The following is a 15,952-nucleotide window of genomic DNA, read 5'->3' as shown; positions in this document are numbered from 1 at the left end:
TTTTTACTCCAATGTCTCAACAATTAAAGGTTAAGGTATCGGATAAAGCCGAAGGGATAGTAGAAAAGGACATCCAGAATAATGTTTTTAATAGGAGAGAACTTTATATAAAGATATATCATATAGGTTCTGGGACTCCATCTAGAAAAGAGATAATAAGCGCGTTATCAGCCATATACGGTGCTAAAGAAGACTTAATCGTGGTAAAGGACATAGAAACTGTCTACGGTGGAGGAATTAGCTATGTAAGAGTAAATATTTACAAGAATAAAGAAGACTTAGAGAAAATAGAGCCAAAACACTTAATAGGAAGAGATACGGGGCAAAAAGTAAAGAAAGGTGGTAAGAATGCCGCAAAACAAGGGTAATGAAGGAACCAAAGCTGTTGTAAGGACTTATTACGTTATTGAAGGAGATAAGGTCAAACTTAAAAATAAAAAGTGTCCTAGATGTGGAAGTATAATGGCACACCACATGAAACCAGTCGAGAGGTGGGCTTGCGGAAAGTGCGGGTATACGGAATTCATAGGTAAAGGGAGATGATCGTTTTAGGGATAGAAAGTACAGCACATACTTTTGGAGTAGGGATAGTAAAGGAAGATAAATCAGAAGTAAAGATTTTATCTAACGTTAAAGATACGTTTGTACCTAAAGAGGGAGGGATGAAACCCTCCGATTTAGGTAAACATCACTCTGAAAAAGCACCTGAGATAGTAAAACTTGCGTTAGATAAGGCAGGGATCTCAATAAATAACGTCGATTACATCGCCGTAGCATTAGGCCCTGGTATCGGTCCCGCTTTGAGAGTTGGAGCAACAGTAGCTAGGGCCCTAGCTTTAGCTTTTAATAAGAAACTTGTCCCCGTTAACCACGGGATTGCACACATAGAGATTGGGCGTTTTACTACAAATTCTGTAGACCCTCTAATTCTATATTTGTCTGGTGGGAACACAATTATTACAGTGTTTGTCGATGGTAAATACAGAGTATTTGGAGAGACTTTAGATATAGCGTTAGGAAATATGATGGACACATTCGTTAGGGAAGTAGGTCTAGCTCCTCCTTATGTAGTGAATGGTGTGCATCAAATAGATATCTGCGCAGAAAAGAGTGAAAACTATATTAAGTTACCTTATGTGGTCAAAGGACAAGATATATCTTATTCGGGTTTGCTTACTGCTGCATTGAAAGCTGTGAAGCAGGAAAAGCTAGAAGATGTGTGCTACAGTTTAAGGGAAAATGCGTTCGACATGCTATTAGAAGCAACAGAAAGGGCATTAGCATTAACGGCTAAAAAGGAGCTGTTAATAGTCGGAGGAGTAGCAGCTAGTGTGAGCTTAAAGGAAAAACTGAGGAGGCTTGAAGAGGAGTGGGAGATAAAAGTAAAAATAGTCCCACCAGAGTACTCGGGAGATAACGGTGCAATGATAGCATACACTGGGTTGCTAGCAGCTAAAATGGGTGTTACGATACCCATAGAGGATAGTAGAGTAAGACCTAGGTGGAGAATTGACAAAGTTGATATACCATGGAGGAGCTGAGAGAAATAAGAAGAGGAGCGGAAGCCATAATATACGAAGGCTATTTTGCGGGTATTCACGCGATATTTAAAAAAAGGATAAAGAAAAGTTATAGACACCCTCAATTGGATTACGAAATTAATAGCAGTAGGACTAAGCTTGAAGCTAGGTTAATTTATACTTCATTGGTTAATGGTGTAAATACCCCTGCTTTACTTCTTGTGGATCCGTCAGAGTTCCTAATAGTTATGGAATACTTAGAAGGGACAACTGTAAAGGAGTACCTACAGACCTATAGTGGAAATGAAAGAGGGCTAAGAGAACTAGGAGCACAAATGGGCGAGATCATCGGAAAACTCCATAAAATAGGTATATCACACGGTGACCCAAATACGAATAACCTAATTTTGACAAAAGACGGGCTATTTATAATAGACTTCGGCCTGGCCAAGAAGGCTGAGGATATAGAGGACCTAGCTGTAGATATTCATGTTTTTCTACGTTCTCTAGAAAGCACCCATAGTAAGTACCAAAAGGTTTTATTCGACAGCTTTCTGGAGGGGTATAAGCTTTTCGTAGACGCAGATAAAATATTAGAAAAAGTAAAAGAGATTAGGATGAGGGGGAGATACGTTGAAGAACGGAGAAAGAACAATAAGTAGTGCATTAAAGAACTCTATATTATTAGTAACTTCCAATGAAAATAAGTACAAGGAAATAGCAGAAATAGCTAAGGATTATAAAGTAGAATTAGAATGGTTGAAGATACCTAAACTTGAAATACAAGCAGATACATTAGAGGAAGTAGTTAGGTACTCCGCAATTGTTATATTTCAACTCGTAAAGAGACCTTTGATAGTTGAGGACAGCGGTTTATTCATTAAGTCACTAAATGATTTCCCTGGGCCCTACACTAATTACGTAAGGAGAAAATTAGGTTTAGAAGGTATTCTAAAACTCCTTGAAGGTAAGAACGATAGATCAGCTTACTTTAAAACCTCTTTGTGTTATATCGACGAGGCAAGGCAACTATTATTTAACGGAACTGTTAACGGAAGAATAAGCGATACGATAAGGGGAGAAAAAGGGTTTGGGTTTGATCCAATATTTATCCCAGAAGGGGAATCACGGACTTTTGCTGAAATGTCTACAGAGGAAAAAAATAGGTACTCGCATAGGTCTAAGGCTTTTAAAGCATTTTTAGAATATTATACAAATCAGTAATAGAGAAATATTAAGAATAGGGAAAAATTATTTATACCTTTTAGTTTCTTCTATACTTTCTTCATTTAGTTCCTTAAAGTATTTTTCATAAAAAGAGACCAAATAACTATAGTCACTCTCATCTAGATCTGGCATGTTTTCTACTGCAGTAAACTCTCTTAATTCTATTTCATTAGTTATATTAGGTATGACTGATGAAACTTTCTTATTGTATAAGATAAATTTAAGCGCAAGCTGAGAAAGTTTCATGTTCTTTTTCCTTGCAAATGGTATGAGATACTTAGAGATCTCTACTGCCCTATTTATCCAGTTTATATCTTTAAAATGTCTGTGTAGTTTAGGATCGTAAACTACAGGCCATTTATCTTCATTTAACGCGTCAGAAGCGTGAGGGACTCTGATAAAGTGGCCTATATCGTAATTGAGAAAGTCTATTCCAGGTTTGACTTCTATCAGGTTGTAAATATATTCTAACGATTCGTATCCCATCTTAATTGCGTCTAGTCCCTCTTCTCCCCAGCCTAAAGTGGGTCCTAATGCTACTCCGATCATTCTAACTTTACCGTCTTTCTTTAGGCTCGTTAGAAAGTCAAATACTTCCTTATTTCTTATATCGTTACCCTTAGGGTTATGCAGCATTAGTATGTCAATATAATCAGTCTTTAATCTTTCTAGACTTTGCCTAAAAGCAAAATCAAGGTAATCTAAGTTGTAATTTCCTATTGGCTTTTGTTTATTATAAAAATCTAGCCCGATTTTAGTAAGTATTATAACTCTATCTCTCTTAGTGGAAAAAATCTTCCCTAATATTTGTTCCCCTAATCCTTTCCCATATACGTCGGCTGTATCAAAGAAGTTTATGCCTAATTCGTACGCTTTTCTTAGTAACTCTTCTGCCTTATTTATGTTAGCTCCCCATTCATCTGTCACTATACTCCATAAGCCCAATCCTATTTCAGATACTTCAAGTGTATTATTTATGCGTCTTAGATTCATATTAATACCCTACTAAAAACAGATATAATTTTTGAGAGTAAAAAATGATAAATAGCTAATGTTAGTGAAAGTACCAGAAAAAGTCTTTGATGAAATTCTCTCAAAATTAAAATCTAGAGTATATGAGTATAATAGCAAGATAAAAGAATATGGTGTGTATTTAAAACCCTATCATTTGGTATATAAGGATGGGAGAAAATATGTATATATAGGTAAATATTGGTATAAGTTGGAAAAGTTCGGAGGGAGGCTCAAGTGGATTTACCTAGGCAAGGAAAAGCCCATTATGGAGATGCCTGACCCTCCAGAGATACCTGATTATACTATTATTAGGGACATTGATGGTGGGTACATAATTGATAAAAAAATTTTAGATGAGCTCAAAGGAAAGTAGGCTCTTAATGTCTTCTATTATTTTCTGTCTATTTTCACCATTTCTCACTAATGCAAGACCGTTAGTAATAGTTATGATGTCTTCAGTGTCTAATCTAATAAGTTCAGCTAGTGCCATAACAGTAACTGGCGTAAAGGGAGAACCCATAAATGCACTAAGGGCTGCTTTTCTCGCTTCAATTCTCGCAATTCTCTTAAAGTTGGCAAATGCGTAGTATACATCATCAGATGTTATGTTTTTACCGTAGGGAGACCTTGATAAAATATCTATGACCTCTTGTTTTGAGGTGGAGTTTGCAATATCTCTTATCATTTCCTTAGTCATTCTACATATAGATTCTACTTGTTCATGTAATTTATATGCTAGAAGGGCAGAATAATAATCCTTATAACCGCATATAATTTCTTTGGCTTTAGAGATCCAGTCCCCTTTGAATGTTTCAACAATTGATGATATTTTGTATATAAAATAATATTCTAAATAAGTGTTAACTTCTGAGGGGGTCTTATTATGTGACCTCTCTATTGCAAATTCTAATCCTTCTCTTTCTACACCATTCAGTGACGATACTACGTCTTCTAGAGACTGGGGCTTTAAATCTGACAAGTCCTTTAGTAAGTAAACCTGAAAGCTTAAACTCCGCGTTAAGGCCGAAGAAATAATAGCCTCGATATCGTCAAGTTCTATTAAGTATTTGTAGAGATCTATTATAGATGAAGATATCTTATTAGACAGTGTATAATTTCTTAAGGTCGATAATATTTGTAACGACCTGTTTTTCATGTAAATCTGGAAATCAGTGAGCGTCTGAGGTACTTCAGAAATAATTCCTTTCTCTTTTAATATATTAACTACATCTTTCCAGTTATCGGCTTCTAATAGTTCATTAACAGTCCCTGTTGTGAGGATCTGGCTTTTATATACGCGTGTTAGAGCAGTGGTATACGCAAGACTCATTTACTTATATACCTCCAAGAGTTTAGCAATTACGAAATCTACCGCTTTATTTACGTTTTTTTGTGCTTGTTTTTTTATTTTTTCTATTTCTTTTTCTCTTTCTTCGAAGTATTTTTTTGAAAGTTGTTGTATTTGAGATGAGTAGGTCTGGTCTATTTCCGTGAAGATTTGGGAGACTACTTGTTCCGCTACATTCCTAAATTGAGAGGAAAGGTTTTCCGCCATTAGTACTATTTTCTTACCATCCTCTGCAGTCCTCTTTTCTGTATCTTTTAATTGGTTCTCATATCTTACTATAAGGTTCGCATAAGTGGCTAGTTTTGAAGACATCCTGACTTATTTATTAATTAACTCCCTTTTATTGATTTCCTCGCCCTAATTATAAAACCTGTATGGACTACACCTATATTTTTAGGCCTTGTAGCGTTTTCTTTTACCTGATATTCTCTAACTATTAGTTCTTCAGCATGGATATCAACAAAGTCGAACTGCCTCATTTGTAATACTGATTTTTCTACTTGATTAACAGTTGGCACAAAAATCAGAATGCTACCTGAAGGTTTAAGAGAACTATAGGCATGGGGGATTGTTTTCCATGGATCAGGCATATCCAGAAAAATTGCATCAACGTCAGTCTCGTCTATCCCTTCTCGGATGTCTTTTATTTTGAAGTCGACTCTACTTTGGAGCCCCATAAAAGATATATTTCGTTTTGCGACTTCTTGCATATCTTCTCTAATATCATAGGTTATTACTTTTCCTTTATCTCCTACTACATATGCTAAAGATATTGTTAGAAACCCCGATCCAGTACCTGCTTCTACGACCTTATCACCTTCTTTAATTCCAGATACATAAATCATATATGAAATGTCTTTAGGATATAGTACTTGAGATGGTCTTCGTAAACCGTTGTATGCATCTAACGGTGTAGGTTTTAATAAATAAGCCTTTGAACCGGTGGATAGTGTTATTGATGAGCCGTACTCCAGTCCTTCCAGTTGTGATAGATCGATAGATCCCTTATCTGAGCCGAATTTTTTCCCTTTTTCCAACCTTACGAGGTATATTCTTTTTGGGTCAATCCATATAACTACCGTATCGCCTTCTTTTAATGGCATATCGAATTAAGAAAAGATTATTAAATTTAAAAATCAGCTCTGATGTCGGATTTCATCGATTCAAAAATACCAGCTTTCATCACATTTTATCCATTTTCTATCCACAGTTCTTTCCTAATAAAGTCATTTAGAGCAGCCCTAATTACTTCACTTCTTGAAGTATATCTTCCAGTATTTACTAACTCATCAATAGCTTCTAGGAACTGTTCAGGTAGCTTTACAGTTATTATTCTCATAATGGTCAATTAGCATTATTCTTGTCATACTATTTTTAAGCGTTATTCCCTTGTTTACTAGACCTTTCCCATAAATAGTTAAAGTAAACTTTTCCTATCTCTACAAAGTAGACGTGGGTAGAATAAAGCCCGAAGAGTACACCTTCAGATGATTTAATTATTAACATAATTGACCTATTCGTCACTACTCCGCTCCCAAACATTGACTCATTTACTTTAAAGTTAATAACGGGGGGGATTTCTCTAGGCCTAGTCAGTATTAACTTGACATCACTTTTATAAGCATTTGCCTCGAGAAGTTTCAATATTTCATCGTTTAATAATTCCTCGAAAGAAATAGCTAAATAGAATATAGTTGATTGCTCTTTTAGTATTTGCTGGAGCGTATTTTGCAGGCTCTCGGGAGGCAAAAGTATAATGTTATAAAGAGAGGGCTGAGACGAAAACAGTAGAGATAACGGAGTAATAACATCTTTCTCTATTTTCTCCACTGATTCTAGTATATTCTTTTTTACAGTAGACCAAACGTCAACTAAAGAATTTGCAGCAAACATTGCAGGTTTTTTACCTACTCTTTTCACCCAGCCTCTACTCTCTAATTTTGACAGAACAGGGTAAATTTTGGTATACGAAACTCCGAGATTGTCAGATAGCTCTTTGGCTGTCATTTTACCTTTCATTAAGAGTAGGAAATAAACTTTCAATTCATTCCTGCTTATTCCTAACCCTGAAGCTAACTTACTAATTCTTCCTATTATTTCGTCAATAGGTAGATCTTGATTCATCAAGTAACGTTTAATACTTACAAAATACTAACTTAAAATTAGTGGGAATTGGATGGGTGGTGCGAGTAAAAAACCAATTAGTAACATAGAGAAAAAATTGAAGAAACAACAAGAAGAAGTACAGAAAAAAGGCCAGAAGAAAACTTCTAAAACCGGAAAAGAAGTTACTTCAAAAGCTATTACAGTAGATAAAGACACTATAAATAAAGTCCAAGACGAGCTTAAAAGGGAGAAGATTATTACACCTTATGTGCTCGCTAATAAGATTAATGTTAACATTAGCGTAGCTAAGAAAATCCTAGAAGAGCTTGAGAGGCAAGGCATGATATCTCAGGCTGTCAAAAATAGAAGAACCGTAGTATATGTAACAAATTCATAAAATTTTATTATTTCCATCTGATAAAATAAACTTTTTTAATTATTATTCTTCTTCCTCTTCTTCTTTTTCTGCTTTATCTCCCTGACTTAACCTCTTCCTTTCTACTGATCTCATTTTCTTTATATTTTTACATAGACCTTGAAGAATTGTTTCGATGTTATTTATCTTACCTATGCGGTCTTTTGAACTTTCTTGCATTAGAACGGTAGTTTCTACATACAATACACTATCTTCTTCCTCTGCTTGTTTATAAATAAGGGAGTTAGTACTTGTCACAAAAGTTGGTGACGAACCAATTATATCTCCATTTTCGTCTTCTATTACTTCTCCCACTAATATATACGGTATTCCGTTCTCTAAAGTTCTCGTGATAGCTACATTCTTGACTACATCGTATCCCCTAGAGTAAGCTTTTATGGAACCTATAACTGCTGAGGCATTACCTAGGGCCAATACTCTATTTATTTCTGGTGAGAAAATGTCGTCCTCAGCTAATATTCCATACCTTTTATCAAGAGACATAAATACTGGTTCCTTACCCGACGATATTCCTAATCTTACGTCTCTCTCTGACACTATAACTTTTCTATATTTACCCACTATTTCTCCTTGAGGAGAAATAATTAGTGTTGTTAGAAAAACTTTAGGACCTGCTTGTTCTAGTATAGGTCCCGCTATTAAATGTATTTCGCCCTCTGTAGCCAGATTTATTAACGTATCTGTAATAGAACCGGGTATTTTTTCTGATAGATTTCTGATGATACTTTTTGACTTCTTGTCATTCTCATAGATCTCGAAAACATTACCTACCGGAAACAAAGAAGGGAGTATGACTAATTTCGCACCTCTTTCTTTAGCATCTTTGATTAACTTTCTAGCCTTCTCAATGTTAGCTTTTTTGCTGGCCTCTCTGAGTTTTAAATGCAACAGTCCTATAAGCATCAATATTCACCTTATTTCATTTATTTCGTCATATATTTGCTTTAGCACATTATCGTATCTTTCCTTTCCAGCCTCAATCATATCCATCAACTGAAGTAATTTTCTTGTTCTTTCTTCTGATACAAAATTACCGTACTTTTCATTTAAATACTTATTTACAGCTTTTCCTAATGAAGTAGGGATCATTTTCTTTGTTTTCTTGCTCTCTATAGCATAACGTCTTTTCAAAATAGTATTAATAATAGTAGCATAAGTGCTCGGTCTACCTATCTCTTTGTTTTTCATTTCTATGACCAAATCAGCTTGAGTATATAAGTTTACCTTGCTCCTTAAAAACGAGCCTTCCAAGGATAAACTAAAATCACACGGAAGATTGTCACATCCACTCTCTTTTAACCTGGGGAGTAAAGGCTTAGACAAGCGTCTCACAGGCTGGTAAATAAACTTTGTAATATTGCCAACTTGAATAGGTAAGGAGTATTCAGTAATTAATTCCATAGTATTTTGCTCTAATGGAATTATATTACCTTCGTCGTCCTTTATTTCAAATTTTATTACTTCTTTTCTGACTTTTAAGGGGATTAGTTGGCTAGAGATGAACCTCCTAAAAATTATATCATAAACCTTAAAGTGGTTTGAGGAAAGGGGTTTAGCTAATTCCAATTCACCGTCCTCGATCATTAATCTCAACTGATCCACATCTAATGGTTTCGTAGGTCTAATCCCCTCATGAGCTCCGCCTTCTCCCCAAGTCCTAGGCTTAAACACCTTATCGTATTCTTGACCTATAATTTGCTTAAGGTAGTTCTCAGCAATCGATATACCTACGTTTGAAATCCTGATACTATCAGTCCTGTGATATGTTATCAAACCTAACTCGAATAGATCCTGAGCTATTCTCATAGTATCAGGTGCTGAGAGGCCAAAAAACTGGTTGGAATCTGATAGTAGTGAATCTGTAGTGTATGGGGGTAGGGGGCCAAAATCCTCGATCACCTCACTGATCTCATTAAAAGTCACCGTAACTAAGTTGTTCTTTCTAACCCCTTCTTGCTTGGGAACGTAGAATGTGATGTCCTCTAGACCTTTTATCTTACCAAAATATACCCTACTTTTTGTCTTTTGGTATTCATCATACCTTTTTACTATCCAATTAAGTACTGGAGTCTGCACTCTCCCTGCACTAAGGTTTTTATTTTCCGAGCAGTCTGTATCTTTGTTATAATATTTACTCCTTGCTTTTTCTTTTTCTTCGGAGCAGTAAGTAGGCCAAAAATCTGTTTGTACTTTTTGTGAAAGTTTAAACCCTATCCATCTATCTTCTATCCTTCTTACTATTTGTGATTCAACTAAATTTACGTTAAATTCTCTGGGGTTAGATATAGCCTGTGTTATTGCTCTTCTAGTGACTTCATGGAATTCTGCTCTTTTTATATTATTGTTATATGGCCTCAATGCAAGATATAGATCCCATGCTATTTTTTCACCTTCTGTGTCCGGATCAGTACCTATTAATATTTCGTCTACCTCTAGTGCAAGTCGCCTTAAATTTTCTATTGTATAAGTCTTGTCCACTACTATTTCTGTACTACCGCATTTAGGACATGCAATTCCTTTTGTATAATCTGTAAATTGATGGCCATTTTTACACCTCTTGATAGTATTATAATATGGCAGAAATAATACAGAACCGTCCTGCCCTATCTTAACGTCTATACCATAGATACCTATATCATCTGTGGTAAGGTCATACACGTGGCCACCCGAAGCAGTAACCATTAAGACTTTATCTTCTAGAACGGTTTCATAAACCCGCAGGTTCCCTACTTGCCTAGTGCTAGGCCTAGAGAAGAAGTTAGATATTGTCTTTGCTTTATTGGGAGACTCGACTATAAATAGTACTGTCTTAACTTTAGCCAGTAATGGTTTTGCATCTCCTCCCTCCTTTTTTATTTTAAGTATCTTTTCCCTTTCATTATTTATATTATCTATAATATCTCGAATATCTGTATCCCCTATCTTCCATGAGCTTATATCAAGCTCTTTCCAGTTTATTTCATCTAAGATAAGCGAAATTTTTCTGTTAAAGATTTCGAAGAGGTTCTTATCATCTACTAATAAAATTGATAGACCTGTAGTCAGATCTCCCCCGTATATTCTAGAGGTTCTACCGCTTGCTTGTATATAAGTTAAATAATCAGGTATGAGTATATTACCATTAGATATTACGAAATCCCCTAGTTCGCTTATTTTCCTTAATATTTCTTCATTAGACAGGAAAGAGTTAACTACTTCATAAGCCTTATTTAGAATTTCGTCTTCTAATTTGCCTTCTCTAGCCTGTTGTGTTAACATAGCTATTGCTGCTGGTGATAATCTCCTTAGCTTACCTCTAACACGACCTGCTAACCTAATTAGATCCTGATCTTTCGTAATTAAAGCAATTATGCTTAAAATTCTACCTAATGTTACGAGGTTTATAGTCTCGCCTATTTTAAACTTAAATTTAGGAATACCCACAAATATAGCATATTTGATACGCCATGGTAAGTCGATACCTCTAACCAGAATTCCGTAATGCGTAGCTGAGCCTATTAGAACATCAATCTTCCCCTCTGCAAATTCTTCGATCTTTGACGTACTCGATGAAGTGATCAACGCTACATTCAACTCATCGGATAATTTCTCTGCTAGAAACTTAGCGTAATCTTGGCCTCTATCAACTGGAACAAATATTAAGCCTCCGCTACCCAATTTAGATAATATTTGCGTTAATAAGCTTATGACTTTGTCATCATCTACCGGTAATTCAGCATATGCATCTATTATCTTTCTCAGATATATGACGGAACTACCTGGTCGAAACCCCATTAATAAGGAGAAAATAGGGTTGCCTTTAGTCAATGTAGCGGAGGAAAAAACAACTGCCTTATTGCCTAAAATCCCCTTTCTTATTTTCTCTAGTTCAGAAAAGAGAACGTCAGCGTCCTTAACCTTCATTAATTCTTTAACTCTTGACATAGCTTCTTGGGAGAAGCCTATAAGCCTTAGTACGGATTGAGCACTCTTGCTTGATTTCAAGGCCGTATCTACATCATCGACAAACAAAAAATCGTATTTTATATTACTTAATTCTTCTATATGATCTATTATAAACCGGTTAGTTGAGATAAAAATGTCAAAGTCATTGGAATACAAGCTTTTGTTTAACTCTTGCTTTTGAGATTCTGTAAGGCCTGCGTGAAAGTAGATCACTTTAGAATCCAGATTGGATTTAGAGGAAAAAGTAGATAATTTGTCTATAGCTTGCCTCACAAGGCTTTTAGTAGGGAAGATAAGTATCGACTTTTTGCTCTTACTCGAATAGTATAAAGATGCTATTAAACCGAAAGTGGTTTTACCTAAACCTGGGGGAGCAATTATTGCAAAACTATCATTTTGCAAGAGCCTTAATATCCAGCTCTTCTGAGGACCGAAAGGCGGATAACCTATCGCTTTCAAAAATATATCGCTAAACACTTCAAATTCAGATAATATCTCATGGGCTTTAGTAAGCTTATCTAGCTTGCCTATTTTATTTAACGTATTTATTAACTCTTTTAAATTTGTGAACTCAACGTCATCATCCGATAAGCATCTAGTACATACTGAACCCTTGCTTAACCTAGATGCCGAAATAGCACCTCCACAGTTAGGACAGCTCGCCTTATATATAGATGGGGGAATATCAATCAAGTTTATACTCATTAACCACTAAATTAGTTAGGTATTTAAATATCTAATATTCGAGCCGTTAAGCGGACAGATAGTCTTATTTAAAACGGGATATATATTCTCACCACAGTATGAGCCAGGGTATAAAGTTTAAAGTAAGCGAAGCGAGGCAGAGAGATGTAGGGAAAAAAATTGCCAGGCTCTCAGAAAGGGCTATGGCTAGATTAGGAGTGCAATTTGGCGATTATATTGAAGTAGCCGGACCCAATGCGACAACGGTCCTCCAGGCTTTTCCTGCATCAGATGATATAGACGATGACGAGATAAGGATTGACGGATATGTTAGGAAAAACATTGGTGTAGGTATAGGAGATGAAGTCACGGTAAAGAAAGCTAATGTAACATCGGCAAATAAAGTAGTATTAGCTCCGACCCAACCTATACGCTTTGATTATAGTTTTGTTGAATATGTAAAAGATCAGCTTATTGATAAACCAGTCACTAAAGGGGACATAGTCCCTATTCCAGTTTATACTGGGATAGTAGAGCTCGTAGTAGTTAACACACAACCCTCAAATTACGTCTATGTAACGGCAGATACGAGTGTCGAGATTAAGGAAGAGCCCGTTAAAGAAGGCAGTATAAGCTTCCCTAGGGTTACATGGGAAGATATAGGAGATTTAGAAGAAGCCAAGCAGAAAATAAGGGAGATAGCAGAATGGCCAATGAGGCACCCAGAACTATTCCAGAGGTTAGGAATAGAACCGCCTAAGGGTATATTACTGTACGGACCACCTGGAGTAGGGAAGACATTACTAGCTAGAGCTTTGGCTAACGAGATCGGTGCATATTTTATAACAATAAATGGCCCAGAAATTATGAGTAAATTTTACGGGGAAAGCGAACAGAGGCTAAGAGAAATATTCCAGGAAGCAGAAAAGAACTCTCCTGCAATAATCTTCATTGACGAAATAGACGCAATAGCACCAAAAAGAGAAGAAGTAACAGGAGAAGTAGAGAAAAGAGTAGTGGCACAACTACTCACATTAATGGACGGAATAAAGGGGAGAGGAAAAGTAATCGTAATAGGTGCAACTAACAGACCCGATGATATCGACCCCGCACTGAGAAGACCGGGAAGGTTCGATAGAGAAATAGAAATAAGACCACCTGATACGAAGGGAAGAAAGGAGATTCTACAAGTCCATACAAGAAATATGCCTCTGGGAGAAGATGTGGATTTGGATAAACTAGCTGAAATGACATATGGATATACCGGAGCTGACTTAGCTGCTCTCGCTAAAGAAGCTGCAATATCAGCACTAAGGAGGTTTATCCAGGAAAAGAAACTGAATCTTGAACAGCAGACTATTCCAGCAGATATACTCAAGGAACTAAAAGTAACTATGCAAGATTTCTTAGATGCAATGAAAAGTATACAACCATCTCTATTGCGTGAAGTATATGTAGAAGTACCTAAAGTTAGATGGTCAGATATAGGGGGTCTTGATGACGTCAAACAACAGCTCAGAGAAGCTGCAGAGTGGCCACTAAGGTTCCCTGATTTATTTGTTAAGAGCGGAATAACACCGCCTAAGGGTATTTTGTTGTTTGGTCCACCCGGTACTGGTAAGACTATGCTAGCAAAAGCAGTAGCAACAGAAAGCGGAGCAAACTTCATAGCAGTAAGAGGACCAGAAGTACTATCAAAATGGGTAGGAGAAAGCGAAAAAGCAATAAGAGAAATATTCAGAAAAGCAAGACAAGCAGCACCCACAGTAATATTCTTCGACGAAATAGACGCAATAGCACCAATGAGAGGACTATCGGTTGATAGTGGGGTAACAGAAAGGATTGTAAACCAACTACTAGCAGAAATGGACGGTATTGAAAAATTGGAGAATGTAGTTGTTATTGCTGCTACTAATAGGCCTGATATATTAGACCCAGCACTACTAAGGCCCGGGAGATTCGACAGACTAATCTACGTACCACCACCAGACAAAAGAGCAAGACTAGAAATACTAAAAGTACACACCAAAAACGTACCTCTTGGACCTGACGTTAATTTGGAGGAAATTGCGGAGAAGACAGAAGGATATACTGGGGCCGATATCGAGGCTCTCGTTCGAGAAGCCACAATAAACGCTATGAGACAAGCCTATAGAGACTGTGATCAACAATCTAGGAGCGCTTGTCAAGGAAAAGAGAATACAGAAGAGTGCTATATGAAGAGCATGAGGGAGTGTATGAATAGCAAAGCTCAAGTAAAAGTGATGAAATCAGATTTTATGCAAGCCCTAGAAATAGTGAGACCTAGCATAACTCAGGCTGATATACAAAGATATGAAAGAATGGCTAAAGAATTAAAGAGGTCTATAGCATGAAACAATATAAAATTCTATTATTTATCGCAGATGGTCTAGGAGATAGACCGGTGAGCAAACTTGACTTTAAAACACCATTAGAGGCAGTTGACAAACCGAATTTTAGAGAATTGCTTAAGTCCTCCTTAGTAGGCCTTATGGATCCCATCTCACCCGGCGTAGTTGCAGGAAGCGATACATCACATTTATCTATATTCGGACTAGACCCGAAAAGGTACTATAAGGGGAGAGGAGCTTTTGAAGCCATAGGGGCTGGTGCAAGACTTAAGGGCGGAGATGTAGCTTTTAGGGGTAATTTTGCAACAGTAAACGATGATTTGATAATTAAAGATAGAAGAGCGGGAAGAAAAATAGAAGAGGCTGATGAATTAGTAAGAGAACTTAATGAAAAAATCAAGGAAATTGACGGAGTAGAAGTAAAGTTCTATCACGGGACAGAGCATAGAGTGGCGGTTGTTCTAAGTGGAAAAGGCATAAGCGATAAAATATCTGACACGGATCCACATGAAGTAGGTAAGAAAGTTTTAGAGAGTAAACCATTAACATCAACTGAAGAAGCTAAGAAAACAGCAGATATAGTCAATAAACTTACTAGGAGAGTGTATGAGGTCTTATCAGCGTCTACTTATAACAAACAGAGGGTGGAGAAAGGCGAATTACCGGCTAATATCATCCTATTGAGAGGTGCTGCAGAATATGAAGAATTACCCCCTTTTGAAAGCTATACGAAACTAAGGGCAGCTGCAGTATCTGCTACAGCATTAATTAAAGGAATTTGCGAGCAACTGGGGATGAAAGTCGTAACTCCTAAGGGGGCTACAGGTGGGCTTGATACCAATTATTTAGGTAAAGCGGAAGAGGCTGCTAGGTTACTAAGAGAGTATGACTTTGTATTTCTTCATTTAAAAGCTACTGATGCTGCGTCCCACGACGGTAACATAGAAGGTAAAAAGTATGCCATAGAAATGATGGACAAAATGTTAGGAAAGATACTTGATCAGTTTGGGAGTGAGTTGGTTATAGCCGTAACAGGAGACCATACTACACCGGTTGAGGTTAAAGAGCATACCGGCGATCCCGTTCCCTTTATGATATATATGCCTTATAACACTTTAGTATTTGACAGTGTAAGGGATTTCAATGAGAGAGAGGTGAGAAGAGGATCTCTAAGAATAAGAGGGCTAGATGTAATGAATATACTGCTTAACTACTCTAACCGTGCTGAAAAGTACGGTGCCTGATGAAGAAGCTCGAAAGGGCTGAAAGGTGATGAGCCCGCGCAGGACGGATTTTTGTT

The 15,952-nt window shown here is 36.7% G+C and carries 17 protein-coding genes; 9 read left to right on the top strand and 8 right to left on the bottom strand.

The window, feature by feature from the left end:
• Nucleotides 1-11 precede the first annotated feature (11 nt).
• From KN1_RS09915 to KN1_RS09895, 5 genes are read left to right on the top strand one after another with little or no spacing between them, the layout of a single operon-like run.
• Nucleotides 12-368 (top strand): 30S ribosomal protein S24e, encoded by a 357-nt coding sequence (locus KN1_RS09915; protein WP_221287392.1) that lies wholly within the window; start codon nucleotides 12-14, stop codon nucleotides 366-368.
• Nucleotides 349-543, top strand: coding sequence for a 30S ribosomal protein S27ae (locus KN1_RS09910; protein WP_221287391.1), 195 nt, complete (start codon nucleotides 349-351; stop codon nucleotides 541-543). Before KN1_RS09915 ends, KN1_RS09910 begins: the two co-directional genes overlap by 20 nt.
• Entirely contained in the window at nucleotides 540-1,541 is a 1,002-nt protein-coding gene (gene kae1 / locus KN1_RS09905) for a KEOPS complex N(6)-L-threonylcarbamoyladenine synthase Kae1 (RefSeq protein WP_221287390.1), read from the top strand. Before KN1_RS09910 ends, kae1 begins: the two co-directional genes overlap by 4 nt.
• Nucleotides 1,529-2,182, top strand: a complete 654-nt coding sequence (locus tag KN1_RS09900) for a Kae1-associated kinase Bud32 (RefSeq protein ID WP_221287389.1) — start codon at nucleotides 1,529-1,531, stop codon at nucleotides 2,180-2,182. The genes kae1 and KN1_RS09900 overlap by 13 nt, the downstream gene beginning before the upstream one ends.
• Nucleotides 2,175-2,744, top strand: coding sequence for an XTP/dITP diphosphatase (locus tag KN1_RS09895; RefSeq protein WP_420857166.1), 570 nt, complete (start codon nucleotides 2,175-2,177; stop codon nucleotides 2,742-2,744). The genes KN1_RS09900 and KN1_RS09895 overlap by 8 nt, the downstream gene beginning before the upstream one ends.
• A gap of 27 nt (nucleotides 2,745-2,771) precedes the next feature.
• Here the strand turns inward: KN1_RS09895 and KN1_RS09890 are convergent, their stop codons facing one another.
• A complete protein-coding gene (locus tag KN1_RS09890; RefSeq protein WP_221287388.1) occupies nucleotides 2,772-3,740 on the bottom strand; it encodes an aldo/keto reductase in 969 nt (322 codons plus the stop codon).
• 58 nt (nucleotides 3,741-3,798) lie between these two features.
• On the opposite strand from KN1_RS09890, the gene ubp reads away from it, so the two are divergent.
• Nucleotides 3,799-4,134, top strand: a complete 336-nt coding sequence (gene ubp, locus KN1_RS09885; protein WP_221287387.1) for a UBP family nucleoid-associated protein — start codon at nucleotides 3,799-3,801, stop codon at nucleotides 4,132-4,134.
• On the opposite strand, the gene KN1_RS09880 is transcribed toward ubp, so the two are convergent.
• The 5 genes from KN1_RS09880 to KN1_RS09860 all read right to left on the bottom strand — a co-directional run bounded on the left by KN1_RS09880 (nucleotide 4,111) and on the right by KN1_RS09860 (nucleotide 7,233).
• Nucleotides 4,111-5,091 (bottom strand): V0D/AC39 family V-type ATPase subunit, encoded by a 981-nt coding sequence (locus KN1_RS09880; protein ID WP_221287386.1) that lies wholly within the window; start codon nucleotides 5,089-5,091, stop codon nucleotides 4,111-4,113. The genes ubp and KN1_RS09880 overlap by 24 nt on opposite strands.
• On the bottom strand, nucleotides 5,092-5,421 hold the full coding sequence (locus tag KN1_RS09875; RefSeq protein WP_221287385.1) for a hypothetical protein: 330 nt from the start codon (nucleotides 5,419-5,421) through the stop codon (nucleotides 5,092-5,094).
• A 17-nt stretch (nucleotides 5,422-5,438) separates the two neighbouring features.
• Entirely contained in the window at nucleotides 5,439-6,212 is a 774-nt protein-coding gene (locus tag KN1_RS09870; protein ID WP_221287384.1) for a tRNA (adenine-N1)-methyltransferase, read from the bottom strand.
• An 86-nt stretch (nucleotides 6,213-6,298) separates the two neighbouring features.
• Nucleotides 6,299-6,448, bottom strand: coding sequence for a ribbon-helix-helix domain-containing protein (locus KN1_RS09865; protein ID WP_156007926.1), 150 nt, complete (start codon nucleotides 6,446-6,448; stop codon nucleotides 6,299-6,301).
• Between the two features lie 35 nt (nucleotides 6,449-6,483).
• Nucleotides 6,484-7,233, bottom strand: coding sequence for a TrmB family transcriptional regulator (locus KN1_RS09860; RefSeq protein WP_221287383.1), 750 nt, complete (start codon nucleotides 7,231-7,233; stop codon nucleotides 6,484-6,486).
• A 52-nt stretch (nucleotides 7,234-7,285) separates the two neighbouring features.
• Here KN1_RS09860 and KN1_RS09855 point away from each other — a divergent pair, with 52 nt between their 5' ends.
• On the top strand, nucleotides 7,286-7,612 hold the full coding sequence (locus KN1_RS09855) for a 30S ribosomal protein S25e (protein WP_221287382.1): 327 nt from the start codon (nucleotides 7,286-7,288) through the stop codon (nucleotides 7,610-7,612).
• 42 nt (nucleotides 7,613-7,654) lie between these two features.
• Here the strand turns inward: KN1_RS09855 and KN1_RS09850 are convergent, their stop codons facing one another.
• Together KN1_RS09850 and rgy are read right to left on the bottom strand one after the other, a co-directional pair.
• Nucleotides 7,655-8,554, bottom strand: a complete 900-nt coding sequence (locus KN1_RS09850; protein ID WP_221287381.1) for a carbon-nitrogen hydrolase family protein — start codon at nucleotides 8,552-8,554, stop codon at nucleotides 7,655-7,657.
• Nucleotides 8,555-8,560: 6 nt separating this feature from the next.
• Entirely contained in the window at nucleotides 8,561-12,301 is a 3,741-nt protein-coding gene (rgy, locus tag KN1_RS09845) for a reverse gyrase (RefSeq protein WP_221287380.1), read from the bottom strand.
• A 98-nt stretch (nucleotides 12,302-12,399) separates the two neighbouring features.
• Here rgy and KN1_RS09840 point away from each other — a divergent pair, with 98 nt between their 5' ends.
• Both KN1_RS09840 and KN1_RS09835 read left to right on the top strand, forming a co-directional pair.
• The gene (locus tag KN1_RS09840) at nucleotides 12,400-14,655 is read left to right on the top strand and encodes a CDC48 family AAA ATPase (RefSeq protein ID WP_221287379.1); all 2,256 of its coding nucleotides are present in this window, start codon (nucleotides 12,400-12,402) and stop codon (nucleotides 14,653-14,655) included.
• A complete protein-coding gene (locus tag KN1_RS09835) occupies nucleotides 14,652-15,896 on the top strand; it encodes a 2,3-bisphosphoglycerate-independent phosphoglycerate mutase (RefSeq protein WP_221287378.1) in 1,245 nt (414 codons plus the stop codon). Before KN1_RS09840 ends, KN1_RS09835 begins: the two co-directional genes overlap by 4 nt.
• The last annotated feature ends 56 nt before the right edge of the window (nucleotides 15,897-15,952 follow it).

Origin of the sequence: Stygiolobus caldivivus (assembly GCF_019704315.1) — an archaeon.
Classification (GTDB): Archaea; Thermoproteota; Thermoprotei_A; order Sulfolobales; family Sulfolobaceae; genus Stygiolobus; species Stygiolobus caldivivus.
Note: the sequence above shows the minus strand (reverse complement) of the source record. Positions and strands in the feature narration are given on the sequence as shown.